Origin of the sequence: Lysobacter terrestris, from assembly GCF_014489475.1 — a bacterium.
Classification (GTDB): Bacteria; Pseudomonadota; Gammaproteobacteria; order Xanthomonadales; family Xanthomonadaceae; genus Agrilutibacter; species Agrilutibacter terrestris.
Window position 1 is genome coordinate 1,009,219 of the sequence record NZ_CP060820.1, and the last position, 25,322, is coordinate 1,034,540.

Annotated in this window: 19 protein-coding genes; 9 read left to right on the top strand and 10 right to left on the bottom strand. The window is 68.7% G+C overall.

The window, feature by feature from the left end; genetic code table 11:
• The first annotated feature begins 116 nt into the window (after positions 1 to 116).
• Positions 117 to 2,102, top strand: a complete 1,986-nt coding sequence (locus H8B22_RS04730; protein ID WP_187712957.1) for a bifunctional DedA family/phosphatase PAP2 family protein — start codon at positions 117 to 119, stop codon at positions 2,100 to 2,102.
• Between the two features lie 47 nt (positions 2,103 to 2,149).
• On the opposite strand, the gene H8B22_RS04735 is transcribed toward H8B22_RS04730, so the two are convergent.
• From H8B22_RS04735 to H8B22_RS04745, 3 genes are all read right to left on the bottom strand, one after another.
• The gene (locus tag H8B22_RS04735) at positions 2,150 to 2,725 is read right to left on the bottom strand and encodes an LON peptidase substrate-binding domain-containing protein (RefSeq protein WP_187712958.1); all 576 of its coding nucleotides are present in this window, start codon (positions 2,723 to 2,725) and stop codon (positions 2,150 to 2,152) included.
• A gap of 55 nt (positions 2,726 to 2,780) precedes the next feature.
• Complete coding sequence (locus tag H8B22_RS04740; RefSeq protein ID WP_187712959.1) at positions 2,781 to 4,310, bottom strand: Mur ligase family protein; 1,530 nt, start codon at positions 4,308 to 4,310, stop codon at positions 2,781 to 2,783.
• A 188-nt stretch (positions 4,311 to 4,498) separates the two neighbouring features.
• Positions 4,499 to 5,077, bottom strand: a complete 579-nt coding sequence (locus tag H8B22_RS04745) for an adenylate kinase (RefSeq protein ID WP_187712960.1) — start codon at positions 5,075 to 5,077, stop codon at positions 4,499 to 4,501.
• A 131-nt stretch (positions 5,078 to 5,208) separates the two neighbouring features.
• Between H8B22_RS04745 and H8B22_RS04750 the strand changes: the two genes are divergently transcribed.
• From H8B22_RS04750 to H8B22_RS04760, 3 genes are all read left to right on the top strand, one after another.
• Positions 5,209 to 6,465 carry a 6-phosphofructokinase gene (locus tag H8B22_RS04750; protein WP_187712961.1) on the top strand — a complete coding sequence of 419 codons (1,257 nt, stop codon included), beginning with the start codon at positions 5,209 to 5,211 and terminating at the stop codon, positions 6,463 to 6,465.
• A 105-nt stretch (positions 6,466 to 6,570) separates the two neighbouring features.
• Positions 6,571 to 7,224 (top strand): hypothetical protein, encoded by a 654-nt coding sequence (locus H8B22_RS04755; protein WP_187712962.1) that lies wholly within the window; start codon positions 6,571 to 6,573, stop codon positions 7,222 to 7,224.
• A 3-nt stretch (positions 7,225 to 7,227) separates the two neighbouring features.
• Positions 7,228 to 7,710, top strand: a complete 483-nt coding sequence (locus H8B22_RS04760; protein ID WP_187712963.1) for a DUF2846 domain-containing protein — start codon at positions 7,228 to 7,230, stop codon at positions 7,708 to 7,710.
• A gap of 50 nt (positions 7,711 to 7,760) precedes the next feature.
• Here the strand turns inward: H8B22_RS04760 and H8B22_RS04765 are convergent, their stop codons facing one another.
• On the bottom strand, positions 7,761 to 8,267 hold the full coding sequence (locus tag H8B22_RS04765; protein WP_187713529.1) for a hypothetical protein: 507 nt from the start codon (positions 8,265 to 8,267) through the stop codon (positions 7,761 to 7,763).
• A gap of 244 nt (positions 8,268 to 8,511) precedes the next feature.
• Here H8B22_RS04765 and H8B22_RS04770 point away from each other — a divergent pair, with 244 nt between their 5' ends.
• Entirely contained in the window at positions 8,512 to 10,569 is a 2,058-nt protein-coding gene (locus tag H8B22_RS04770) for a sodium-translocating pyrophosphatase (protein ID WP_187712964.1), read from the top strand.
• Between the two features lie 317 nt (positions 10,570 to 10,886).
• Positions 10,887 to 11,435 carry an inorganic diphosphatase gene (ppa, locus tag H8B22_RS04775; protein ID WP_187712965.1) on the top strand — a complete coding sequence of 183 codons (549 nt, stop codon included), beginning with the start codon at positions 10,887 to 10,889 and terminating at the stop codon, positions 11,433 to 11,435.
• An 85-nt stretch (positions 11,436 to 11,520) separates the two neighbouring features.
• Here the strand turns inward: ppa and H8B22_RS04780 are convergent, their stop codons facing one another.
• From H8B22_RS04780 to thiC, 6 genes are all read right to left on the bottom strand, one after another.
• Complete coding sequence (locus H8B22_RS04780) at positions 11,521 to 12,501, bottom strand: aspartyl/asparaginyl beta-hydroxylase domain-containing protein (protein WP_187712966.1); 981 nt, start codon at positions 12,499 to 12,501, stop codon at positions 11,521 to 11,523.
• A 41-nt stretch (positions 12,502 to 12,542) separates the two neighbouring features.
• Entirely contained in the window at positions 12,543 to 13,241 is a 699-nt protein-coding gene (locus tag H8B22_RS04785; protein ID WP_187712967.1) for a two pore domain potassium channel family protein, read from the bottom strand.
• Between the two features lie 101 nt (positions 13,242 to 13,342).
• A complete protein-coding gene (locus H8B22_RS04790; RefSeq protein WP_187713530.1) occupies positions 13,343 to 16,267 on the bottom strand; it encodes a TonB-dependent receptor domain-containing protein in 2,925 nt (974 codons plus the stop codon).
• A gap of 278 nt (positions 16,268 to 16,545) precedes the next feature.
• Complete coding sequence (locus tag H8B22_RS04795) at positions 16,546 to 17,397, bottom strand: helix-turn-helix domain-containing protein (RefSeq protein ID WP_187713531.1); 852 nt, start codon at positions 17,395 to 17,397, stop codon at positions 16,546 to 16,548.
• 201 nt (positions 17,398 to 17,598) lie between these two features.
• Positions 17,599 to 19,848, bottom strand: a complete 2,250-nt coding sequence (locus H8B22_RS04800; protein WP_187712968.1) for a winged helix-turn-helix domain-containing protein — start codon at positions 19,846 to 19,848, stop codon at positions 17,599 to 17,601.
• 253 nt (positions 19,849 to 20,101) lie between these two features.
• A complete protein-coding gene (gene thiC, locus H8B22_RS04805) occupies positions 20,102 to 21,979 on the bottom strand; it encodes a phosphomethylpyrimidine synthase ThiC (RefSeq protein ID WP_187712969.1) in 1,878 nt (625 codons plus the stop codon).
• A 313-nt stretch (positions 21,980 to 22,292) separates the two neighbouring features.
• On the opposite strand from thiC, the gene H8B22_RS04810 reads away from it, so the two are divergent.
• The 3 genes from H8B22_RS04810 (at position 22,293) to ilvD (ending at position 25,221) form a co-directional block, all read left to right on the top strand.
• Positions 22,293 to 23,036, top strand: coding sequence for a TylF/MycF/NovP-related O-methyltransferase (locus H8B22_RS04810; protein ID WP_187712970.1), 744 nt, complete (start codon positions 22,293 to 22,295; stop codon positions 23,034 to 23,036).
• A gap of 131 nt (positions 23,037 to 23,167) precedes the next feature.
• Positions 23,168 to 23,326, top strand: a complete 159-nt coding sequence (locus H8B22_RS04815; RefSeq protein ID WP_187712971.1) for a hypothetical protein — start codon at positions 23,168 to 23,170, stop codon at positions 23,324 to 23,326.
• Positions 23,327 to 23,442: 116 nt separating this feature from the next.
• Complete coding sequence (gene ilvD, locus H8B22_RS04820; RefSeq protein WP_187712972.1) at positions 23,443 to 25,221, top strand: dihydroxy-acid dehydratase; 1,779 nt, start codon at positions 23,443 to 23,445, stop codon at positions 25,219 to 25,221.
• The last annotated feature ends 101 nt before the right edge of the window (positions 25,222 to 25,322 follow it).

The window sequence follows — 25,322 nt, forward strand, 5'->3', positions numbered from 1 at the left end:
CAGTGTAAGGATCGCGTGGCAGGGAATCACGCGATGCGCACTCGCACGCGGCGCGCCGGCATCGCCCTGCCCCGCCCGGGTGACGAAGCGGCGGTGTCGGCTGCCATAATCGGGCGATGGAACCGACCTGGGTAGAAAGCGCCAGCGCGTGGATCAGCGCGCATCCATATTCCGCCGGCGCGGTCGTGTTCCTGATCGCGTTCTGCGATGCGCTGGTGATCCTGGGTTTCTTCGTGCCGGCGCTGCCGCTGCTGTTCGCGGTCGGCGCGCTGGTCGGGCTCGGCCACGTCAACGGGCCGTATGCGGTGGTGTGCGCCACGCTCGGCGCGTTCTGCGGCGACGGCCTGAGTTACTGGATCGGACGCCGCTGGGGCACGCAGTTGCGCCAGCGCTGGCCGTTCTCGCGCTATCCGCAATGGCTCGATCGCGGCGAGACCATGTTCCGGCGCAAGGGCGTGCAGAGCATCTTCGTCGCACGCTTCGTCGGCGCGGTGCGCCCGTTCGTGCCGGCGATCGCCGGCATGCTGCACATGCCGCTGCGGCGCTACGTGCTGCCCAGCGCCGCGGCCTGCCTGCTGTGGTCGGTGTTGTTCCTTGCGCCGGGCTGGATCCTCGGCGCCTCGTACGACGCGGTGGCCGCGGTGGCGGACCGGCTCGCGCTGGTGCTGGGCGGGCTGGTCGCGGCGATCGCGCTGGTGTGGGCGTGCGTGCTGTACACGTGGCGCTGGTTCGCCGGGCACGCGGACAACCTGCTGGCGCGCGGGTTGAAGTGGACGCGCCAGCATCCGCACCTGGGCCGCTATGCCGCGGCGCTGATGGATCCCAACCGCCCCGAGTCGCCGTCGCTGCTGGTGCTGGCGGTCAGCCTGATCGCGATCAGCTGGGCGTGGTTCACCCTGCTCGCCTCGCTGCTCGCCAGCGGCGGGCCGCTGGCGCTCGACCACACCGTCCACGACTTCATGTGGAACCTGCGCAACCCGCTCGCCGACCGCCTGATGGCGGGGCTGGCCAGCCTCGGCGACGCGCAGGTGCTCGGTCCCGCGGCGCTGGTGGCGCTGGCCTACCTGTTGTGGCGCAAGCGCTGGATGGCCGCGGCGCACTGGATCGCGGCGATCGTGTTCGGCCTGGTGTTCACCAACGTGCTGGAAGCGGCGATCGACATGCCGCGTCCGCCCACCGCGCCGGAGGGCTTCGGCTTCCCCTCGGTCGCGGTGACGATGACGACGATCGTGTTCGGCTTCTTCGCCGTGCTGATCGCGCGCGAACTGCCCGGGCGCAACCGCGTGTGGCCGTACCTGCTCGCAGGCGTGGTCACCACGGTCATCGCGTTCGCGCGGCTGTACCTGGGCGCGCACTGGCCGAGCGACCTGGTCGGCGGCACGCTGTTCGGGATCCTGTGGCTGCTGGTGCTGGGCCTCGCCTACCGGCGCCATGTCGCGCGTTCGTTCTGGATGCGGCCGCTGGCCTGGGCCTTCTACACGGCGTTCGCCGCGGCGGCGTTGTGGCATGCACCGCGCCATGCCGACCGGCTGCTGGCGAAATTCGCCGCCGCCGCGCCGACGACCATGCTCGCCACCGACGCCTGGTGGCAGCGCGACTGGACCACGCTGCCGGCGCAACGCAACGAACGCGATGCGCGGCGGCGCTGGTCGCTCGACGTGCAGGTGGCCGGCCCGCTGCAACCGGTGCGCGACGCGTTGCTCGAGCGCGGCTGGCACGTGCAGCCGCAGGCGGATTGGGTGGCGACGCTGGGCTTGCTCGACGACGGCCGCCCGGCGCGCGAACAGGTCGTGCTGCCGGCGACGCTGGACGCGCGCCCGGAGGCGCTGCTGCTGTTGCGCCCCGGCCGCAGCGCCGACGAACAGATCGCCCTGCGCCTGTGGCCGGCGCCGGCAACGTTGAGCGACGGCACGCCGTTGTGGGTCGGTACTGCGCAGACCCTGCAGTACCAGAAGCCGCTGCGCGCCACCTCGCTGTGGCTGCCGGTCGCCGACGACGGCTTCGCGCACGCGCAGGTGCGCGAGGCATTGCAGCCGTTCCAGCCGATCGAAGCCGCGCACCCGCAGAGCGGCGCGATGGTGCTGCGACTGCGCACGCATTGACGTTCGGATGACGTAGGGCGGGCCCTGGCCCGCCGTCACGACGACGCTTACGACACCAGTTCGAGCAAGCGATCCAGCCGCGCGCGCGCCTCGTCCATCTGCAGCAGTTCCTGCCGTTGCGAATCGTGCAGCGGCAACAGTTCTGCCAGGCGCCAGCCGACCCACGCGGCATCGTCGTGCAGCGCGCGCGCCGCCTTGGCGTGCTCGCTGCCGAGCTTCTCGATGATCGAATCCAGCAGCACCGGCAGCAGCCCGTGTTCGGGTTGCACCGGCTCGCTGGCATCGTCCGGGCACCAGCGCACGTCCGCCACCTGCAGACCGTTGTCGCGTACGCGCGTGCGTTCGACATGGAAGCGGCGCGCGCCGCGCACCTGCAGCGTCAGCAGGCCGTCGTCGCCCTGGCCGAAATCCTCGATCACGGCCTCGGTGCCGAACGCCGCCGCCGAAGCCGGCGCACCCACTTCCTCGCCCTTGATGATCAGGCACACGCCGAAGCGGCGGCCGTTGCGTCCGCAGTCGCGGACGAGGTCGAGGTAGCGCGCTTCGAACACCCGCAACCCCAGCGCCGCACCGGGCAACAGCACCGTGTGCAGCGGAAACAGGGCGAGCGATTCGGTGGCCATGGCGGCAGTTTACGCGACGGGGCTCTGGGCCCCGCTCGCGTTTCACGCGCCGCGATCAGGCGTTCTGCAATGCGGCGAGAAAGCGCCGCGGCGCGCCGTCGAAACCGCCGTTGGACATGAACACGACGTGGTCGCCCGGTTGCACGCGCTCGCCGAGCACGGCGATGAGCCGGTCGACGTCCGGCACCGCGACGCCGTCGCCGCGCAGGCCCGCAACGACCTTGCCGGCGTCCCATGCCAGTTCCGGCCGGTGCAGGAACACCACGGCGTCGGCGAGATCCAGCGACGGCGCCAGCGCCTCGGCGTGCGCGCCCAGGCGCATCGAATTGCTGCGCGGTTCCATCGCCACCACGATGCGCGCGTCGCCGACCTTCGCGCGCAGGCCCGCGAGCGTGGTCGCGATCGCGGTCGGGTGGTGGGCGAAGTCGTCGTAGATGGTCACGCCCCTGGCTTCGCCGATCACTTCCAGGCGCCGCTTCACGCTGCGGAAATCCGCCAGCGCCGGCAGCACGGTGGTGATGTCGACGCCGACGGCATTCGCCGCGGCGAGCGCGGCCAGGGCGTTCATCACGTTGTGGCGGCCAAGCAGCGGCCAGCGCACCTCGCCGATCTCCTGGCCGTTGTGGACGACGACGAAGGCGCTGCCGTCCTCGTCGATCAGGCGCGCGGTCCAGTGGAAGCCGGCGCGCGCGGCCGCGCCCTCGTCGCTGCGATCGCCGTGCGCCTGCGGCTGCAGGGCCGGCGCCGGGATCAGGCTGGCATCGAGGCCGAAGGTTTCCACCGGCGTCCAGCAGCCCATCGCGAGCACCTCGGCCAGGTACGCGTCCTCGCCGTTGACGATGAGGCGGCCGCGGCGCGGCACGGTGCGCACCAGGTGGTGGAACTGGCGCTGGATCGCGGCCACGTCCGGGAAGATGTCGGCGTGGTCGTATTCGAGGTTGTTGAGGATCGCGACCAGCGGCCGGTAGTGGACGAACTTGCTGCGCTTGTCGAAGAACGCGGTGTCGTATTCGTCGGCCTCGACCACGAACTCGCGGCCCTGGCCGCAGCGCGCGGACACGCCGAAGTCCTCGGCGACGCCACCGATCAGGAAGCCCGGTGCGCGGCCGGCCGCTTCCAGCAGGTAGGTGAGGATCGTGGTCGTGGTGGTCTTGCCGTGGGTACCGGCGACGGCGAGGGTGTCGCGGCCCGGCAGCACGTTCTCGGCGAGCCATTGCGCGCCGGAGTTGTACCTGCGGCCGTCGTCCAGCACCTGCTCCACGGCCGGGTTGCCGCGCGAGAGCGCGTTGCCGACCACGATCTCGTCGCAATCGCTGGAAATGTTCTGCGGCTGGTAGCCCTGGCGCAGCGTGATGCCGAGCTGTTCCAGCTGCGTGGACATCGGCGGATAGATGTTCTGGTCGCTGCCTTCGACGGCGTGGCCGAGTTCGCGCGCCAATGCCGCGACGCCGCCCATGAAGGTGCCGGCGATGCCAAGAATATGGAGTTTCAAGATCACGAACCTCGCGACAATCGCGGTATCGCCATCGAAGCGACTCCCGCACGGCACCAACTCCCCTCTCTCCGCGATGCGGGGAGAGGGCATGGGGTGAGGGGGCGAAGCGCCGCAAGGCGCGCGCTGCTGTTGCCTTTGCTTTGAAATTCGGGAGCAAGGCAGAAGCGCCCCTCATCCGCCCTTCGGGCACCTTCTCCCCGCTGCGCGGAGAGAAGGAAAAACAATCCGCCTCGTCGGGCACCTGCTCCTCGCTGCGCGGGGAGCAGGGAAAAATCAAATCAGCCGACCTCGTGCGCCGGCACGATCGCCTCGATGATCCGGGCGAACACGTCGTCGAGCGAGCCCACGCCGTCGACCACGGTGAGCTGGCCCTGCTGGCGGTAGTAGTCGATCACCGGCGCGGTCTGGTCGTTGTAGACCTGCAGGCGCTTGCGCACCGACTCGGGGCTGTCGTCTTCGCGGCCTTCGGCCTTGGCGCGGCCGGCGATGCGCTCGACCAGCAGCTCGGTCGGCACGTCCAGCTGCACCGCGTAGTCCATCGGCTGGCCGATGCGGGTCAGTAGCTGGCCCATCGCGTCGGCCTGGGCGAGGTTGCGCGGGTAGCCGTCGAGGATGAAGCCGCCCTTGGTGTCGGGCCGCGAGAAGCGGTCCTCGAGCATGCCCAGCAGGATCGCGTCGCTGACCAGCTCGCCGCGTGCCATCACTTCCTTGGCTTCCAGGCCGAGCTTGCTGCCGGCGGCCACTTCGGCGCGCAGCAGGTCGCCGGTGGAAATGTGCGGCACCTGCAGGTGCTCCTTCAGCCTCGCGGCCTGGGTGCCCTTGCCGGAACCGGGGGCACCGAGCAATACCAATCGCATCTACATCACTCCTGCAAAACGGGGAAACCGTGGGGGCCCGCGGGGGCGGCGCTACACTGCCAGCGGCCGGGCCGGCGGGCGGCAAAATCGGACGGCCAGCTTACCCCATCCTGCCTGGAGCTTTGATTCCGATGGCCTCTGGAACCCTGCTGTATGCACAGTCCGGCGGGGTCACCGCCGTCATCAACGCCACCGCCTCGGCGGTCATCCAGACGGCACGCGCGCGCCAGGTGAAGGTGCTGGCGGCCCGCAACGGGATCCTGGGCGTGCTGCGGGAAGAGCTGATCGACACCTCGAAGGAGCCGGCGGCCGCCATCCGCGCCCTCGCCCACACCCCCGGCGGGGCGTTCGGCTCGTGCCGGGTCAAGCTGAAGTCACTGGAGCAGGACCGCGCGCGCTACGAGCGCCTGCTGGAGGTGTTCCGCGCGCACGACGTGCGCTGGTTCCTCTACAACGGCGGCAACGACTCGGCCGACACCGCGCTCAAGGTGTCGCAGCTGGCGGCCGAATTCGGCTATCCGCTGACCTGCGTGGGCGTGCCCAAAACCGTGGACAACGACCTGGCCGTGACCGACTGCTGCCCCGGCTTCGGCTCCGCCGCCAAGTACACCGCGGTGTCGGTGCGCGAATGCGCGCTGGACGTGGCGGCGATGGCGGACACCTCGACCAAGGTGTTCGTCTACGAGGCCATGGGCCGCCACGCCGGCTGGCTCGCCGCCGCCGCCGGGCTGGCCGGGGCCGGCCCGGACCAGGCCCCGCACCTGATCCTCTTCCCCGAGCGCCCCTATGACGAGGCCGACTTCTTCGCCCGGGTGAAGGCGACAGTGGAACGCGTGGGCTACTGCGTGGTCGTCGCCAGCGAAGGCATCCAGACCGCGGATGGCCGCTTCGTCGCCGACGCCGGTGGCGGCAAGGATTCGTTCGGCCACACGCAACTGGGCGGCGTCGCCTCGCACCTGGCCGGGCGGGTCAAGGACGCGCTCGGTTACAAGGTGCACTGGACGCTGCCCGACTACCTGCAGCGTTCGGCGCGGCATCTCGCCTCGAAGACCGACCTGGCGCAGGCACAGGCGGTCGGCAAGGCCGCGGTCGAACTGGCGCTCAAGGGCGCCAACGCGGTGATGCCGGTGATCGTGCGCACGTCCGACACGCCGTATCGCTGGAAGATCGAAGCCGCGCCGCTGGCGAAGATCGCCAACCACGAGAAGAAGATGCCGGCGGGCTTCATCCGCAAGGATGGCTACGGCATCACCGAAGCGGCACGTCGCTACCTGGAACCACTGATCCGCGGCGAGGCGCCGCCGCCGTATGGGCGCGATGGGTTGCCGAGGTACGTCACGCTCGGGAATGCACTGCTGACGCCGAGGCTCCCGCCTTTCAAAGGTTGACGCCGGCACCGAACGCGGCGCGCTTGGCAACGTCACCTGCGCTCGGGTACCGTGCGTCGCGGAGCGGCTTGGGGAAGCCGCCCGTCAACGGCATGGGGAAGCCGAATGAAGCCTTTTGTCATGCTGCTGGCCGTCCTGGTGATGGCCCGCCCGGAGTCGGTCGTCGCACAGGCTCCGAACACCTCGCCTGCACCCGCAGGTGATCCGCAGCCGCAAGCTCAAATCGCCGCACCGGCGGTGGACGCAGCCACGCCTGCTGCCGTCGTGGAATGCTGCCGCGTCCCCGCAGGCTCCCTGGTCGAACTGGAAATTGCACAGGTGCTGAGCTCTTCGGCGCTACAGCGCGGCGACAAGTTCGCGATCAGGCTGCATGCACCGCTCCTCCACGAGGGCGTGGTCGTCATTCCGGCCGGCACCGTGGGCGAAGGCGAAGTCGTCCATGCCGACAGGTCGCGCGGCGGCGGCAAACCCGGCGAACTGCTGATCGCCGCACGCTACCTCGAGTTCGACGGCGCACGAATTCCGCTGCGCGCCCTGAAATTCGGTGGCCAGGGGCAGGACAAATCGAATGTCGCGCTCGGCGTGGCGCTTGCCGTGGGTCCGTTCGCCCACTTCGTCCACGGCAAGGAGATCGAGATTCCCGCCGGGACGATCGTCAACGCAAAGCTTGCGCAGGACCTGCCGCTGCCCGTCGCGGCCTCCACTCCATCCACCGCATCCGCAACACCCGCCGCACCCACTGCAATCCACCAGGAGTAATCCATGCGTTCCAAGCTGCATCGTTCCGCGCTCTTCGTCCTGCTGGCCTTCTCCGGCGTCGCCGCCGCGCAGGACGCCGCCACCGCACCCGCCACGGAAACAGTTGCGACTACGACGGCCACTGCCGCTCCCGCTGCCACCAACAGCAAGGTCGGCGCGCCGCAGGAAGGCAAGGGGCTGATCGTCTTCTTCCGCCCGTCCAAGTTCACCGGCGCCGCCATCGGCTTCAAGGTCCGCGAAGGCGAAACCGAACTGGGCAAGCTGCGCAGCGGCAAGTATTTCGTCGCCAACGTCGAGCCCGGCACCCACCAGTACACCGTGCATTCTGAAGCCAAAGACGTGCTGACGATGGAAGTCGAAGCCGGCGAGACCTATTACGTGCAGGGCACGATCACCATGGGCTTCATGGCGGGCCGCCCGAACCTGTCGCCGTCCGACCAGGCCACGTTCGATGGCATGGCCGACAAGCTGAAGCTCGCCGAGTAAATCGCTCGAGGCTTCACGAAAGGGCCGCGAAAGCGGCCCTTTTTTTGGATTCAACGCCCGCAGGCGCGGCCTTCGAGTTTCAGCTCCGCCGCATACATCGTCACGCTCGCCGCAGCGCCCGTCTTGGCCTGCTCGCTCGCATCCTGCAGGTAGATCCGCGAACGCCCCTGCGCATCGAGCTTGGGCGGCGCGGCGTTTCCCGGCTTGCGCCACACGCGAACGACCGCCTGTTGCGACGGGCACGCCGCGTTCGGCACGCGGATCTCGTCGTTGAACTTCCAGCCCTTCGCTTCGGCCGGCTGCGCCTTGGCGAAATCCACGAACCGCGCGCGTGGCTGGCAGGTGGGCGAAATCCTCACCGCGGCGAACTGATAGGGCTGGCCGGCATCGCCGGTGAACCGGCCCTGCAGGCGCGCGCACGCCTCGGGAATGGCGCGGACGGTGTGCACTGCACCAACGGCCTGCGGCGTGCCGGGGGCGCGGACGATCTCGGGCTGAGCACCGGCGGCCGCAGCGGGAAGCGCGATGGCCATGAGCAGCACGGGCAGGATGCGCATTTCGCGGCTCCTCGTGAAAAACCAGCGGCAGGCTGGCATGCCCGGGCTGAACCCGTTTTGACGGCCGTGACGCGGCTTCCACCGGGTCGCGTGATCGGCATCACGCGCGTGCCGTGGTGCGCGGGGGAAATGTGCCATAGTCGGGCCGTTGCCCCTGCGGCGTGAGCGTCACCGCCGCCGGAGCCACGTCAAAACCTGCGGTATTTCCCAGAAATTCCATAAGTGTCCACTCGGGGGAGGGTTCATGCTGGAGCAGTACGGTTTGCCCCTGGCGCTCATCTGCGCCGTCATCGCGATCCTGTACGGGATCATTTCCGCGCGCTGGATCAGCGCACAACCCGCCGGCAACGAACGCATGCAACAGATCGCCGGCGCGATCCAGGAAGGCGCGCGCGCCTACCTCAATCGCCAGTACACGACGATCGCGATCGCGGGCGTGGTGTTGTTCGTGGTGATCGGTTTCGCACTCAGCTGGTACACGGCGATCGGTTTCCTGATCGGCGCGGTGCTGTCGGGTGCGGCCGGCTACATCGGCATGAACGTGTCGGTGCGCGCCAACGTGCGTACCGCCGAAGCCGCGCGCAGCGGCATCAGCAAGGCGATGGACGTCGCGTTCCGCGGCGGTGCCATCACCGGCATGCTGGTGGTCGGGCTCGGCCTGCTCGGCGTGGCCGGCTACTACACGCTGCTGACGCACCATCTCGGCGTCGGCGGCGAAGACGCGCTGCATGCGCTGGTCGGCCTCGCGTTCGGTTCGTCGCTGATCTCGATCTTCGCGCGACTGGGCGGCGGCATCTTCACCAAGGGTGCGGACGTCGGCGCCGATCTCGTCGGCAAGGTCGAAGCAGGCATTCCGGAAGACGATCCGCGCAATCCCGCAGTGATCGCCGACAACGTCGGTGACAACGTCGGCGACTGCGCGGGCATGGCGGCCGACCTCTTCGAGACCTACGCGGTCACGGTGATCGCCACGATGCTGCTCGGCGGCCTGATGAGCGCCGAAGCCGGCCACAATTCAGTGCTCTATCCGTTGGTGCTCGGCGGCGTGTCGATCATCGCCTCGATCATCGGCACCTTCTTCGTGAAGGTGAAGCAGGGTGGCTCGATCATGGGTGCGCTCTACAAGGGCGTGATCGTGTCGGCGGTGCTGGCCGCGATCGCGTTCTACCCGATCACCACGCAGCTGATGGCCGATTCGAGCTACGGCGCGATGAACCTGTACTGGTGCGCGCTGATCGGCCTGGTCCTGACCGGCGCGATCGTGTGGATCACCGAGTACTACACCGGCACGCAGTTCAAGCCGGTGCAGCACATCGCGCAGGCCTCGACCACCGGCCACGGCACCAACATCATCGCGGGCCTGGGTGTGTCGATGAAGTCGACCGCATTGCCGGTGGTGGTGATCTGCGCCGCGATCTGGGGTGCGTACGCGCTCGGCGGCCTGTACGGCATCGCCATCGCCGCGACGGCGATGCTGTCGATGGCGGGCATGATCGTGGCGCTCGATGCCTACGGCCCGATCACCGACAACGCCGGCGGCATCGCCGAGATGGCGGAGCTGCCGCCGGAAGTGCGCAACATCACCGATCCGCTCGACGCCGTTGGCAACACCACCAAGGCGGTGACCAAGGGTTACGCGATCGGTTCGGCGGCGCTGGCGGCGCTGGTGCTGTTCGCCGACTACACGCACAACCTCAACACCGTCGGCGAAGCGAAGGCCGCGGCTACCGGCATCGCCTATGAAGCACTGCGCTTCGACCTGAGCGACCACATGGTGATCATCGGCCTGCTGATCGGCGGCCTGATCCCCTACCTGTTCGGCGCGATGGCGATGGAAGCGGTCGGCCGTGCGGCCGGCGCGGTGGTGGAGGAAGTGCGCCGCCAGTTCCGCGACATCCCGGGAATCATGCAGGGCACCGGCAAGCCGCAGTACGACAAGGCCGTGGACATGCTGACCAAGTCGGCGATCAAGGAAATGATCGTGCCGTCGCTGCTGCCGGTCGCGGTACCGGTCGTCGTCGGCCTGCTGCTGGGTCCGAAGGCGCTGGGTGGCGTGCTGATCGGCACGATCGTCACCGGCCTGTTCGTCGCGATCTCGATGACCACCGGTGGCGGCGCGTGGGACAACGCCAAGAAGTACATCGAGGACGGCCACCACGGCGGCAAGGGCTCCGAGGCGCACAAGGCCGCGGTGACCGGCGACACCGTCGGCGACCCCTACAAGGACACGGCCGGCCCGGCGGTGAACCCTTTGATCAAGATCATCAATATCGTCGCGCTGCTCCTCGTGCCGCTGCTTTAACCGAAGCGATTACTGCATGGCACCAGCTCCCCCTCTCCCCGCGACGCGGGGAGAGGGCAAGGGGTGAGGGGACGGCCCGATCGCGGCATTCAACACAAACGGCGGCCTCACGGCCGCCGTTGCTTTTTGGGGCAAGCCAAGAGCGCCCCTCATCCGCCCTGCGGGCACCTTCTCCCCGCTTTCGCGGGGAGAAGGGCGATCCCGGCTCGATTCACGCCATGCACCGAGGCCCAGCTCCAACCGCACCGGTTAGAATGCGCCCCCTCCCCTACCCTACCGCGGCCCTCGGCCGCGGCCCAGCACGTCGGAGCATCGCAATGGGCCTGGACCTCGTCCCCACCGGCAAGAACCCGCCGGACGAAATCAACGTCATCATCGAAATCCCCAAGGACGCCGAGCCGGTCAAGTACGAGGTCGACAAGGCTTCGGGCGCGATCTTCGTCGACCGCATCCTGTCCACGCCGATGCGCTACCCGTGCAACTACGGCTACGTCCCGCACACCCTGTGCGGCGATGGCGACCCGGCCGACGTGCTGGTGATCCTGCCGCTGCCGCTGGTGCCGGGCTCGGTGATCCGCTGCATCCCGGTCGGCGTGCTGAAGATGACCGACGAAGCCGGCAGCGACGAGAAGCTGATCGCCGTGCCGGTGCCGAAGGTGTTCGGCGGCTACGCCCACGTCACCGACATCGCCCAGGTCTCGCAGCACTGGCTGGACCGCATCGGCCACTTCTTCGAGCACTACAAGGACCTGGAGAAGGGCAAGTGGGTCAAGCTCGACGGCTTCGGCGATGCCAAGGAAGCCAAGCAGATCCTGCTCGACGCGATCAAGCGCTACGAAGACAGTTCGGACAAGCCGAACTTCTGATCCGGCGATCGGGTTGGACGAAAACGGCGGCCATGGGCCGCCGTTTTCGTTTGCGTGTTACGCCATGCGTGGATCGGAACCCGCGTCAGGCGTTGTCGCCCAGCTCCCGCGCCGATGCGGCCTGCGCCACCGGACCGGCCGGTACCGCCATCTTGACGATGATGGTGTTGAGCGCCTTGTACCAGCTCAGCTCGTTGTTGAGGCGCAGCTTTTCCGCCAGGGGACGGATCTCGCCCAGGTAGGCGGACAGCAGGCGGCGGAAATCCTCGTGCCCTTCCGCGCGTTCGCCGTAGCGGAACCACAGCCCCTGCCAGGCGCGGGTGAAGCGTTGCGTCGCGGCGCGCAGCGGCTGCACGTTCGGGTGCGGTTCGACGTCGCCGAACAGCAGGCCGAAGTGGGAATTGAGTTCCCACGGGCTCATCACCACCGGCACGTTGACCGTTTCGCACGGGAACGCCGCGGACTGCCCCGCCACCGGCGCCAGTTGCCGCGTCGGCCAGCCGGCGCGGGGCGCGTTGTGCGGGCGGCCGCGTCCGACCAGGTCCCAGAAGCCCGCGCCACCCACGGTGTCGATCACCAGGTGCACGCGCGACAGCGTCGCGTCGTTGAGCACGCTGTGCTGGCGCCAGGTGTCGAAGATCCAGCACTCGCCGGGGGCCATGTTGATGACTTCGCCGCCGCATTCGAAGCGCACCGTCGGCTGGGTCACGATCGGCACGTGCACGCGCACGCGTTCGACCCAGTAATAGCCCTGGTCGGCATGCCGGGTCACTTCCGCCTGCCCGGCCAGGCGCATCAGCCGGCTGCGGCCGACCGTCGCGCCGATGCTGGCGAAGACCTGGCTCAGGTACGGGCTGCGCCGCAGGTATTCGGTCGGCCGCATCGCGCCGGCGAACGACTCGTTGCCGGGGTCGCCGTCCACGGCCACCAGCGGCAGCATCGAGTTGCCGGGAAAGCCCTGCGGGTGCGGGCGCCAGTGCGATTCCCCGATGGCGTTGATCTCCGCTTCGAGCGTCGCGGCATCGAACAGCAGCGGCAACTGGATGAAGGGGAGCGGCAACTTCATGGACACGTTCCGGCGGAGGAGGCCGCCATCCTAGCGCGATCTCACGCGCGCTCGTGCTGCCTGGCGCGCAGCAGCGACAGGCCGATCAGGCGCGACACGACGATGGCGATGTAGGCCACGCCGCACAGCTGCTCGATCATCACCAGCACGCGCGCGGGCGCGCCGATCGGCAACACGTCGCCCAGGCCGGTGGCCGACAGGTTGGTGACGCTGAGGAAGAGCAGTTCCAGCCAGCTGCGCGGCCGTTCCGGATCGACGGCGCCGGTGAAGCTGTCCGGATACCACGCCTGGCACACCAGGAATACGTAGGCGAAACCCCACGCCAGCAGGGTGAAGGTCGCGCCCGCGGCGAACAGTTCGTCGCTGGTGACGCGGTGGTCGCTCATCATGTAGGCGATCAGGCTGCCGGCCACGTAGAAGTACAGCAACGCCTCCAGCAGCGACGACCACACGATCAGCGGACCGCTGCCGGTGAACGCGGCGAGCAGCGACAGCACGAACGCCGGGGTCGCGATCGCCCACGCGATCCAGTTGATCGCCGGCGTGCGGTTGACCGTCCACACCGCCAGCACCAGCACCAGCGCGCCGAAGGCGCCGAAGACGATGCGCCCGCCCAGCATGTGGTCCAGCAGCGGGAACAGCAGCAGGCTCAGCAGCTGCGCCGCGAGCACGAAAGCCGAGGGATGGCGGCGGGCGATGGCGCGCCAGCGGCGACGGCGATAGGCGGAGGCTTCGTTCATGGGCCGGGAGTGTGCCGCACCCGCGCGCCGGCTGCCTACGCCGCAAAGAACTACGGCCCCTTGCGGGGCCGTAGCGGTGTTGCACAGCGGATCCGGATGGATCAGAAGCGCTGCTGGTACTTGGCGTAGATGAAGCGGCCGATGTCGAAGCCGCCGTAGTACGAGTAGCCGGAGTTCGGCTGGCTGTACGCCGGAGCGGCATAGTGCTCGAACACGTTGTTGGCGCCAACGGCGATCGACGCATTCCACGGCGCGGTCCAGCGGACCTGGACGTCGTGGAACGTGTTCGAACCCAGCTCGTTCATCGGAACGATCGTGCCGCCGGTGTCCGGGGCCGAGTAGTTCGGCAGCGAGCAACGCTCGTCGAAGAAGCACTCTTCCTTCGTGCCCGAGTAGTAGCGCGTGCCCCAGGTGGCGGCCCACGGACCCTTCGACCAGGTCAGGTTGGCGTTCGAACGCACGCGGAAGTTGCCGCCGAAGCCGTTGAGCTGCTGCGGGGCGCCTTCCAGGTCGTCGGTCTTCAGTTCGTTCTTGCTGACATAGGTGCTCAGCCACGCCAGGTCGAAGCGACCGTATGCGGTGTCGAACTTGTAGGTCAGGTCGAAGTCGAAGCCTTCGGTTTCCTGGAAGCCGGCATTGCGGGTCGCGTAGTTGAACGAGGTGATGCGGCCGGTGACCGGGTCACGCGTGAACGCGTCCGAGCCGAGCGCGTCGCAGCGCGAGCTGATGCCGCGGATGTAGCAGTCGTCCAGGATCGTGGTCGGATCGTCGCCGACGATCGTGCTCTCGATGCGGATCGACCACCAGTCCAGCGACATGTTCAGGCCCTGCGCGAACGTCGGGCTCCACACCAGGCCGAGGGTCTTGGACTCCGAGGTTTCCGGGCTCAGGTCCGGGTTGGAACCGGAGACGAACGGAAGCGTCGACTGGGTGCCCGGGCCGTCGGCCAGGCCGTCCGGATCATTGGCATCCTGGCGGAAGTCGACCGGAACGTCGGCCAAGCACGCCGCGCTGCCGGCCGCTGCACCGAACTCGGTGTCGCACGGGTCGGTGTAGAACTCGAAGCTCTGCGAGCTGCCGCCGTACAGGTCGGCCACGGTCGGGGCGCGGAAGCCTTCCGACCAGGTGCCACGGACCAGCAGCTGGTCGAGCGGCTTCCAGGTGAAGCCGAACTTGCTGTTGACCGTGTCGCCGAAGGTGTCGTAGTCGGAGTATCGCGTCGCCAGGCTCACGCTGAGCTCCTTGGCGAACGGCAGGTCGGACAGGATCGGCACCTGGAGCTCGGCATAGACTTCGTCGAGCGAGTAGCCGCCGCTGGTCGGGCCCGCCGCCAGATCGGTGGAGATGCCCGTCTGTGCCAGCGCGTCAGGCGAGAAGCTGCCCGATTCCTTGCGATGTTCGACGCCGACCGCGAAGCCCATGTCGCCGGCCGGCAGCGCGAACAGCGTGCCGGTCAGGTTGGCGTAGAACACGTCGGTCTTGGTTTCCGACAGCGCCTGGCCCGGCAGGTACAGGAAAGCCTGCACATTCGGGTCGCCCAGGCTGTTCTGCGAGTCGTAGCCGTACGGGACCAGCGGGTTCCACGGGGTGCACGCGCCCGGACCGAAGCCCAGCGGGATCGGGTTGTCCGGCGTGCCGCACTGCACGACGCCGTCGCTGTTGAGGAACGAGGCACCGGTCGCCAGGCCGACGGCCTGGGTGTTCAGGTTGCCGGTGCTGACCTGCACGCCCTTGTTCTGGTTGTAGAGGTAGCCCGCATCCCAGTCGAAGGTACGGTCGGCGAAATCGAACGAGCCGGTGAACGCGCCGCTGAAGCGGTACGTGGTCAGGCTGTTCTGCACTTCACGCGGCACTTCCCAGCCACGACGCACGTACTGGAGCGCCTGCACCGGCACGCCGGCCGGGCGGTTGATGGCTTGGTTGCCCAGCGGGTTGAAGTAGCTGTCTTCCGACAGGCCGCCCGAGGACAGGTCGAAGTTGGCGCTGTTGAACGGATAGCCGGCGTTCTGCGCGAACGAATCGCGGTCGGTGAACATCACGTCGGCGTCGAAACCGATGCGGTCGGTGATGTCGTAGTGGCCGCTCAGGAACAGCGACTTGCGCTCGATGCCGCTGTACACGGTCGAGACTTCAGCCGGGTTCGAGGTATCGGTGCCGTTCTGGGCACGGAAGCTGGCGAAGTCGCGCGGATCCAGGCCTTCCACGGTGCGGTTGAACACGCGGGTGGCGAACACGGGGTTGCCGTTGGCGTCGACCGTGCCGGTGTCGTAGCGGAAACGGCCCCACTGCGTGGTGCCGGACAGGCCGCCCGGACGCGCCGGGGTCTTGTCGCCGGTCGGGAAGCGGGCGATCGAGAACCAGCGGTCCTTTGCCCAGACCGGATCTTCCTTCGAGTATTCGACGCCGGCGGTCAGCGAGCCCTTGTCGCCGGTGAAGCCCATGACGAAGTCATAGACCTGGCGGGTGCCGTCGCCCTGGTCGTACTGGCCCAGGTAGGCGTTGGCTTCGGCGCCTTCGAAGTTCTTGCGGGTGATGATGTTGATCACGCCGGCGATGGCGTCGGAGCCGTACACGGTGGACGCGCCGTCCTTCAGGACTTCGATGCGCTCGACCATCGAGGCCGGGATCGACGCGATGTCCTGCAGGCCGTCGTTGGTGATGCCCAGGCGCTTGCCGTTGACCAGGATCAGGGTGCGGTTGGCACCGAGGTTGCGCAGGTCGATGTACTGGCCACCGACGGCTTCACCCGACGACAGCGGCGAGGTGCGGCTGATCGCCGGCGAACCCGCGGCGGTGATGTTCTGCAGGATGTCGGCGACGGACTGGAAGCCCTGGTTCTCGATGTCCTGGCGGTTGATCTGCAGCACGGGCGCTGCGGTCTCGATGTCGACCTGGCGGATGCGCGAGCCGGTCACTTCGATCTTGTCGAGGGTGGTGGCTTCGGCGGCCGGTGCTGCGTCCTGGGCGACGGCGAAGGCCGGTGCCAGGGCGAGCGCGATGCTGACGGGCAGGAGGCCGCGCTGCATCGCGGTGTGGCGATGGGTCATCTGTTCTCTCTCCGGATGATCGTTCTAGGTGTTGCGATCGTTTGTTGCGCGTTAGCGGCGCGTTAAGAACGCCCCGGCAACTTACGTGCCGTCGTGCGGTGACGCTTTGCGGCGCGCGACGGGTGTGTTTGCCGGATCAGGCGGCGATGCAGTACTGCGACGTACGCGGAGATCGCGTCGCCGTGGCGCGCGCGCAAACAAAAAGGGCGCACGCGGAATCCGCGCGCGCCCTTTGCGTGGGCTCTTTTCGAAACGGCTTAGGTGCCGGTGCGCAACCCGCCGCGACGCGGCGCGATGGGCGTGTTCGCCGCTTCCGGCAGCGCCCGCATGCCCTGGCGGTAACGCGACGCGGAGACGCCGAAGCGCGCGCGGAACGCCCGCGCGAAACTGCAGCAGTTGTCGAAGCCGCAGGCCGCGGCGACTTCGCCGATCATCATCGAGGTCGAGTCCAGCAGCTCGGCGGCACGTTCGATGCGCAGGCGCGCGGCGGCAGCCTGCGGGCTCTCGTCGTACAGCGACAGGAAGGTCTTGGAGAAATACCAGCTGGAGAAGCTGGTGAGTTCGGCGAGCTCGCTGATGCGCACGATGCGGTCGCTGTTGCCCTCCAGGTACAGGCGCGCGCGCTGCAGGCGGCCGAACACCTGGCGCTTGCGGGTGCGCGAGCGGCCCGGGCAGCGCGGCACGCGCGCGGCCAGTTCGCGCTGCACGCCGACCAGGTGCAGCAGCAGCGGACGCAGCTGGCCGAGGTCGGTGGCCGGCATGCGCCCGGCGGTGTCGCGCCACAGGCGCAGGGCGACGCGGAGGTCGTGCCGGCTCAGGCTGCCGCGGCCGGCGTACAGGGTGCCGTCGGAGAGCCGGCCCAGGGTGCGCAGGATGTCGCTGCCCAGGCTGAGACCGATGCACAGGCCGTGGCGGTCGCTCTGGACCAGGGGGCGCGAGTCGCGCTCGAGCGCGATCCACTCGCCGCGCTGCAGCTGGAAGCGGCCTTCACGGGCCTCCACCCAGGAACTGCCGCGGACCTGCACCCAGATCGAGAAGCCGCCGTTCTCCAGCTGCACGCTGCCCAGCCGGGCCACGCCGATACAACCGGCCTGGGCCGGATCGGCCATCTCGGGCTGCAGGATCTGCCCACGGTCTGCCCACTGCGTCGCTTCCACCGCTCCACCTCTTTGTGCCAGAACTGGCTGGTGGATTTGCCTGATGACCACGCCGGCATCAGGAAAATTGGCGGAGGGTTGTGCGAAATCTGGCCGAAACCCCTTCCGAAGGATTTCCGAAGGGAACTTTCCCTTTCCGGCCAGATAGTTACGTCACTGCGAGCCGACCGGCTCCGGGGCCATGGCCAACGGCATGAAGCCGATGTCGCCACCGTCCCACAGCGAAAGCGTGACGTAGATCGCATCGTTGCGCGGGGCCAGGCTGAAGCCGCTGGGGCCGTTGCGGCGGTTGCGGTCGACGCAGAGCAGGGTTTTCGGGTCGCCCAGCCGGCGCAGCGCCGAGGCGCAGCCGGGCTGGCGTTCGAAGTAGTAGATGCGGCCATCGCTCGCCACGGCCCAGGCCCGGTAGCGCGCGACCTCCGGCACCTGCGGGTCGATCTGGCGGACGCTGGCCGGCGACAGGGCCAGGTCGGCCGCCCACAGGCCGGGGCGCCCCGGGCGGGTGAACAGCACGCGCCGGCCGGCGCCGTCGACGCGCGCGACCGCCACGTCGGGGATCACCGCCAGGCGCTGCCACGGCCGCGTGCGCCGGTTGAACAACTGCAGTTGCAGCCGCCCCTCCTCGCCTCCGGCCACCACCAGTACGCGGGCGTCGTCGCCGGGCAGGTACAGCGCCTGGACCACGTCCGACATCGGGCTCGGCAGGCGCACGACCTGGCCGCTGGCCGGGGTGACCTCGTACAGGCCGAACCCGGTCTCGCCATCGCCGACCACCAGCAGGCGCCGGCTGTCCTGCGACCAGTCCGGCGGGTGCCAGGATTCCGGACGCAGGCCGTTGACCAGGCGCAGGGATTCCGGGCGGTCGAGCTGCGCCCACCACAGGCCGAACTCGCCGGAGCGGTCGGAGGTGAACACCATCTGCCGCGCGTCGGGCGCGATCACCGGCAGGCGGTCGCGGCCGGATGAGGGATACATCCGGTCGATGCCGCCCTTGCCGTCCAGCGCCACGTGGTGGATGCCGAAGAAGCTGCGCGACTCGGAGAACGCCATCGCCGGGACGCGCGCGGCGATCGTCGGCTCGATCGCGTCGGGGATGCCCATGTCCTGGGTCAGCCCGGAATCGAGGTCGACCTGCAGCAACCGGCTCTCGCTGCCGCTCCAGCGGCTCAGCACGATGCTGCGGCCGTCCGGCATCCAGTCCCAGCCGCGGATGTCGGCGTGCAGGCGGGTCAGGCGTTGCGCGGTGCCGCCGGTGCTGGGGATGCGGTAGAGGTCGCCGACCGGCGTGTTGCGCACGAACACGATCCAGCGCCCGTCCGGCGAATAGTGCGGCGCGAAGTCGACGTCGGCGGCGGTCGCGCCGTAATCCAGCAGCCGCCATTCACCGCTGGCCAGGTCGAGCAGGCGCAGGCCGACGCCGCCGGTGGGGGTGCCGCGACTGCCGAACACCAGCCCGCGGCCGTCGAAGGTCCAGTCGAAACTGGGCGGGTTGCGCGGGTCGCACTCGCCCACGCTGCGCTCGGTGCCGCCGTTGGACGGCAGCACCATGACCCTGCATGCGCGGCCGGGCTCCACGCGCAGGAACGCGATCTCGCGCCCGTTCGGCGACCACGCCGGCGCGCTGTCCCAGGCGTCGCCCTCGGGATGGCTGAGCTGGCGCGGCGTGCTCGGGTCGGTGGTCTGCAGCATGATCGCGCTGCCGCGCCCGCCCGTCGGCGTGGCGACATAGGCCACCAGCGCGGCATCCGGCGACAGGCTCGGGCTGCTTTCGATCCCCGGCACCGAGGTGATGAGCCGGTAGCTGGCGGTCGCGGCGGGGCGCGCCGAGGCGGCCGCGGCGTGCCGCGAGGCCACTGGTTCGTCGCGCCGGAACGACCACAGCAGGACCAGCCCGAACAGCAGCCCCACCGCCACGACCGCGGCCAGGATCCCGCGCCAGTCGCCGCGGATGTCCACCGGGGCGGGCGCGTAGCGCGCGCGGGCAGGCTCCGTGGCGACCGCGCCCTCGAGCGGATGCGCGGCGGCATCGGGCATCGCGCCCGCGTCGTCCAGCGATTCGACCGATGCCAGCAGCCGGTAACCGTATTTCGCGATGGTCTCGATGTAGTGCGGGTTGCCGCGCTCGTCGTCGAAGCCCTTGCGCAGCTGGGTGATCGCCTGGGTCACCACGTCGTCGGTCGGCATCGTGCCGGCCCAGACCTGCGCCAGCAGCGCCTCGCGGCTCACCACCCGCCCACCGTGTTCGATCAGCGCCGCCAGCACGCCGATCGCCTTGGGCGTCACCCGGCGCGCGCGGCGCGCGCCCGGCGCATGGATCTCGCGCAGGGACATGTCCACCGTGCACTCGCCAACGCGCAGTCGGGCGGACAGCAGCGATGGCGGAGGCGGCGAAGAGATCGACATGAATCCCGGAATGATGCGGAGGCGCGAAGCTGGGTGCCAGTGCGGTCAACAGAACCGACCGATCCGGCAAACGGGGTTGCCGATGCCGGACAGGCTTCGACTCGCATCACATTCTAAGGTTCACCGGTTACCCGGCCGCTACGCGCACGGGTATCGACCCGACGCCGGGACACCCGGCAGTCATTTCTCCCCCAGCAATACTTTTTGCGCCGGATCGGTCCTCCGGCGCATTTTTTTGCCTGCGGAATGCCGCTCAGGCCTTGCGGTACACCTCGGCGCCCTGGGCGAGGAATTCCTTCGACTTCTCCGCCATGCCCTCTTCCAGCGCGGCGGTTGCGTCGACGCCGTGTTCGGCGGCGTAGTCGCGCACGTCCTGGGTGATCTTCATCGAGCAGAAGTGCGGACCGCACATCGAGCAGAAGTGCGCGACCTTGTGCGCGTCCTTCGGCAACGTTTCGTCGTGGTACTCGCGGGCGCGTTCCGGATCGAGGCCGAGGTTGAACTGGTCCTCCCAGCGGAACTCGAAGCGCGCCTTCGACAGCGCGTTGTCGCGTGCCTGTGCGCCCGGATGACCCTTGGCCAGGTCCGCCGCGTGGGCGGCGATCTTGTACGCCATCAGGCCTTCGCGCACGTCGTGCTTGTTCGGCAGGCCGAGGTGCTCCTTCGGCGTGACGTAGCAGAGCATCGCGGTGCCGTACCAGCCGATCATCGCTGCGCCGATTGCGGAAGTGATGTGGTCGTAGCCCGGCGCGATGTCGGTGGTCAGCGGGCCGAGCGTGTAGAACGGCGCCTCGCCGCACTCGCGCAGTTGCTTGTCCATGTTTTCCTTGATCAGCTGCATCGGCACGTGACCGGGGCCTTCGATCATGGTCTGGACGTCGTGCTTCCAGGCGATCCGGGTCAGCTCACCCAGCGTTTCGAGTTCGCCGAACTGCGCGGCATCGTTGGCATCGGCGATCGAGCCCGGACGCAGCCCATCGCCGAGCGAGAAGGCCACGTCGTAGGCCTTCATGATTTCGCAGATTTCCTCGAAGTGCGTGTAGAGGAAATTCTCCTTGTGGTGCGCCAGGCACCACTTCGCCAGGATCGAACCGCCGCGCGAGACGATGCCGGTGACGCGCTTGGCGGTCAGTGGCACGTAGCGCAGCAGCACGCCGGCATGGATGGTGAAGTAGTCGACGCCCTGCTCGGCCTGCTCGATCAGCGTGTCGCGGAAGATGTCCCAGGTGAGTTCTTCGGCGCGACCGTCGACCTTCTCCAGCGCCTGGTAGATCGGCACCGTGCCGATCGGCACCGGCGAGTTGCGGATGATCCACTCGCGGGTTTCGTGGATGTGCTTGCCGGTCGACAGGTCCATTACCGTGTCGGCGCCCCAGCGGATCGCCCACACCAGCTTCTCGACTTCCTCGGCGATCCCGGAACTCACGGCCGAGTTACCGATATTCGCGTTGACCTTGGTGAGGAAGTTGCGGCCGATGATCATCGGCTCGCTTTCCGGGTGGTTGATGTTGTTCGGGATGATGGCGCGACCGCGCGCCACTTCATCGCGCACGAACTCGGGCGTGATCAGCTTCTGGATGTTGGCGCCGAAGGTTTCGCCCGCGTGCTGGCGCAGCAGGTGGGCTTCGCGGATCGCCTCGATGCGCTGGTTCTCGCGGATCGCGATGTATTCCATCTCCGGGGTGACGATGCCCTGCTTCGCGTAGTGCATCTGCGAGACGTTGGCACCGGCCAGCGCACGGCGCGGCATCGGGCGCGAAGCGAAGCGCACCGCGTCCAGCTTGGAATCGTGCTCGCGGGCGCGGCCGAATTCGGACGACAGCCCCTGCAGCAGTTCGGTGTCGCCGCGCTCGGCGATCCACTGCGCGCGCAGCGGCGCCAGTCCCGACGCCAGGTCGATGCGCGCGTCCGGATCGGTGTACGGGCCGGAGCAGTCGTAGATCGCGAACGGCGCGTTGTCCTCGCCCCCGAACATGGTCGGCGTCTTGGTCAGCGCGACCTCGCGCATCGGCACGCGGATGTCGGGGCGCGAGCCTTCGACATGGATCTTGCGCGAGCCGGGGATCGGGCGGGTGACGTCGGCCGACAGCTGTTCGGCCTGCTGGAGGAGCTGGGAGGGGACCGCGTTCATCTTTTTCGTCCGGTTCGTGGCGTGGGCGACCGCGGCGGCGAAATCTCCGGCGCTGCGGCGCGTTGGACGCTGTGGCAGCGGGCGGAGCATCGCGGCGTGGCGGCGACGAAGCGGCGGCGACGGACCGCGCGGGTCCGGCGAAGCTTCCCTACGGCGGTCTCAACCTGCTCTGCTGAGCACGCCCAGGTTCAAAGGGTCTGCTCTCAACCGGCCACGTGCCGGTACCCCCGCTTCGGGTGGTATTAGACCACAGGGTCCGGCCGCTACCCTGCTTGTCCACAGGGGGTCCCCCGCCCCGTCGGCAGTATCAGCTATGGATGACATCGTCGTTGCCCGCCTGGGCCGCCCCCCGGGCCGCCGCCACCGGATCGCCAACGAACTGCTCGCGCGCCTGGGCACGCGCATGCGCGTGTCGGACCCGCCTTACCGCTGGGGCTACGGCAACGTCGAGTCGCACATGAACGTGTTCCACCTGGCGAGCCAGACCTGCGCCTACGGGGTTCCCGGCGACCTGGTCGAACTGGGCTGCGCCACCGGCGAATCGTCGGTGGTGATCCAGTCCGTGCTGTCCGCAGGCGGCGCGCGCGACAAGCGCTTCCACGTCTACGACAGTTTCAGCGGGCTGCCCGAGCCCGCCGACGCCGACGCCAGCGACGGCATCTACCACAAGGGCGACATGGTCGCGCCGCTGGAACGGTTCGAGGAGACCTTCGTGCGCGCCGGGCTCGCCGCGCGGCCGACGATCCACGTGGGCTGGTTCGATGAGACCGTGCCCGCGCAGCTGCCCGACCGCATCAGCTTCGCGATGATCGACTGCGACCTGTATTCCTCCACCAAGCTGGTGCTGCCGCACATCTACGCGCGCATGTCGCCCGGCGCCATCGCGATGTTCGGCGTGTACTACGACCCGGAGGTGTACGCGCGCGAGGGCATCCGCAGCACCTATGCCTCGCCCGGGGTGAAGCGCGCCACCGACGAGTTCTTCGCCGACAAACCCGAGCAGGTGTCGGTGCTGTACGCGAACGAATACTCGAACGGTTACTTCCGCAAGCAATGAGCCCGCGGCGACGGCCGCGCCCGCGCGTTGGTTTCATGCGCAACGGAATCGCGTTGCGTGCTTATGAATTTTTGCGATGAATCGCTTCGTTGCGGTTGACACGGGTGCGAAGCCCGTGATCCTCTAGCCCCATGACGCAGCGCAACAACCACTCGCAGGTCGCCATCGCCAAGCCGCAAGGCCAGGGCGCGGTGCTGCGCGCCGCGCTTATTACCGTCGCGACCGTCGCGCTTATTACCGTACTCGTACTTATTACCGGCTCAACCAGCGCGGAGTACGGGTTTGCGTAACTAGAACGCCAGCAAACCCAGGTCTAGAACCACAGACCCCGCGCCTGAGAAGGCGCGGGGTTTTTGTTTTCTACGACCTGAATTTCCCACGAAGCATTCGCAGGAACGTTCAGACCGTGAGAAGCAACGCCATCAAGCAAGGCCCCGCCCGTGCACCGGCACGCGCGATGCTGCGCGCCACCGGACTCGACGATGCCGCCATCGCCAGGCCGCTGGTCGCGGTCGTGCACACCTGGTCGGACGTGTCGCCGTGCAACCTCACGCTGCGCGATCTCGCCCAGCACGTGCGTGCAGGCGTGATCGACGGCGGCGGCACGCCGATCGAGTTCAACACCATTGCCGTGACCGACGGCATCGCCATGGGCAGCGAGGGCATGCGTGCCTCGCTGGTGTCGCGCGAGACCATCGCCGATTCGATCGAACTGGCGGTCAACGGCCACTGCCTCGATGCGGTGGTGATGCTGGTCGGCTGCGACAAGACCATTCCCGCCGCGGCGATGGCGGCGGCGCGCCTGAACATCCCGACCGTGATCCTGTACGGCGGCACGATCATGCCGGGGCATTGCCCGAAGCGTGCTGCGAGGCAAGGCACCGAAGAAGACCGCGCGCTGACCGTGCAGGACGTGTTCGAAGCCGTCGGCGCACACGCCGCCGGCAAGATCGACGACCGCGAACTGCACCGCATCGAATCCCACGCCTGCCCCGGCGCCGGCGCCTGCGGCGGCCAGTTCACCGCCAACACCATGGCGATGGTGCTGACCTTCCTCGGCCTGTCACCGCTGCAACTCAACGACATCCCCGCCGTCCATGCCGACAAGCCCGCGGCCGCGCGCGCCTGCGGCGAGATGGTGATGCAACGCTTGCGCTTTGGCGGCCCGGGACCGCGCGACATCCTCTCCCCCGTCGCGTTGCGCAACGCGGCGCGCGCGGTCTCGGCCACCGCCGGTTCCACCAACGCCGCGCTGCACCTGCTCGCGATCGCGCACGAAGCCGGTGTCGCCTTCGACCTGGAGGAATTCGAGGCCGCGGCGCGCACGCCGGTCATCGCCGACCTCAAACCCGGCGGCCGCTACACCGCCGCAGAGATGTTCGCGTACGGCGGTACCGCGCTGGTGGCGCGCGAGCTGCGCGCGGCCGGCTTGATCGAGGACATTCCGACGGTCACCGGTCGCAGCTTCTTCGCAGAACTCGACGACGTTCCGGTGGCTGGCACACAGGACGTGGTGCGTCCGGTCGCCGCGCCGCTCAAGCCGCGCGGCGGCTATTCGATCCTGTACGGCGACCTCGCGCCCGAGGGCTGCATCCTCAAGCTCGCCGGCCACGGCCGCGAACACTTCGCAGGCCCGGCACGCGTGTTCGATTCGGAAGAAGCCGCGTTCGCCGCGGTGCAGGCACGCCGGATCAACGCCGGCGACGTGGTCGTGATCCGCTTCGAAGGTCCCGCGGGCGGCCCCGGCATGCGCGAGATGCTCGCCGTGACTGCCGCACTCGTCGGTCAAGGGCTGGGCAACGACGTCGCCCTGATCACCGACGGCCGCTTCAGCGGCGCGACGCACGGCTTCATGGTCGGCCACATCGCGCCGGAAGCCGCGCGCGGCGGCCCGATCGCCAAGCTGCGCGAAGGCGACACCGTACGCATCGACGTCGCGCAACGCCGCATCGATGTCGACGCCAACCTCGCCACGCGCCCGGTCGCGCGCATGGCCCCGCGTGTCACCACGGGCGTGCTCGCCAAGTACGCACGCGCCGTCGGCTCGGCCTCGCGCGGCGCGGTGACGGCGCCTGGGCCGCTCGATCGATCGCGATCGCAGGCCTCCGCTCAGGCGAACCCTGACGACACCGACAACGAAAGCGACGTCTTCCCGAGCGAAGCGAGGGACCTGCTTCTCGTCTGATTCAAAAGTCCGGCCACGGGTCCGCCGCTGCATTCGGAAGACAACCGGAAGCAACAGAACCGCTTTCACGGATCACTTCCACCTCCACCCCACCACACCCC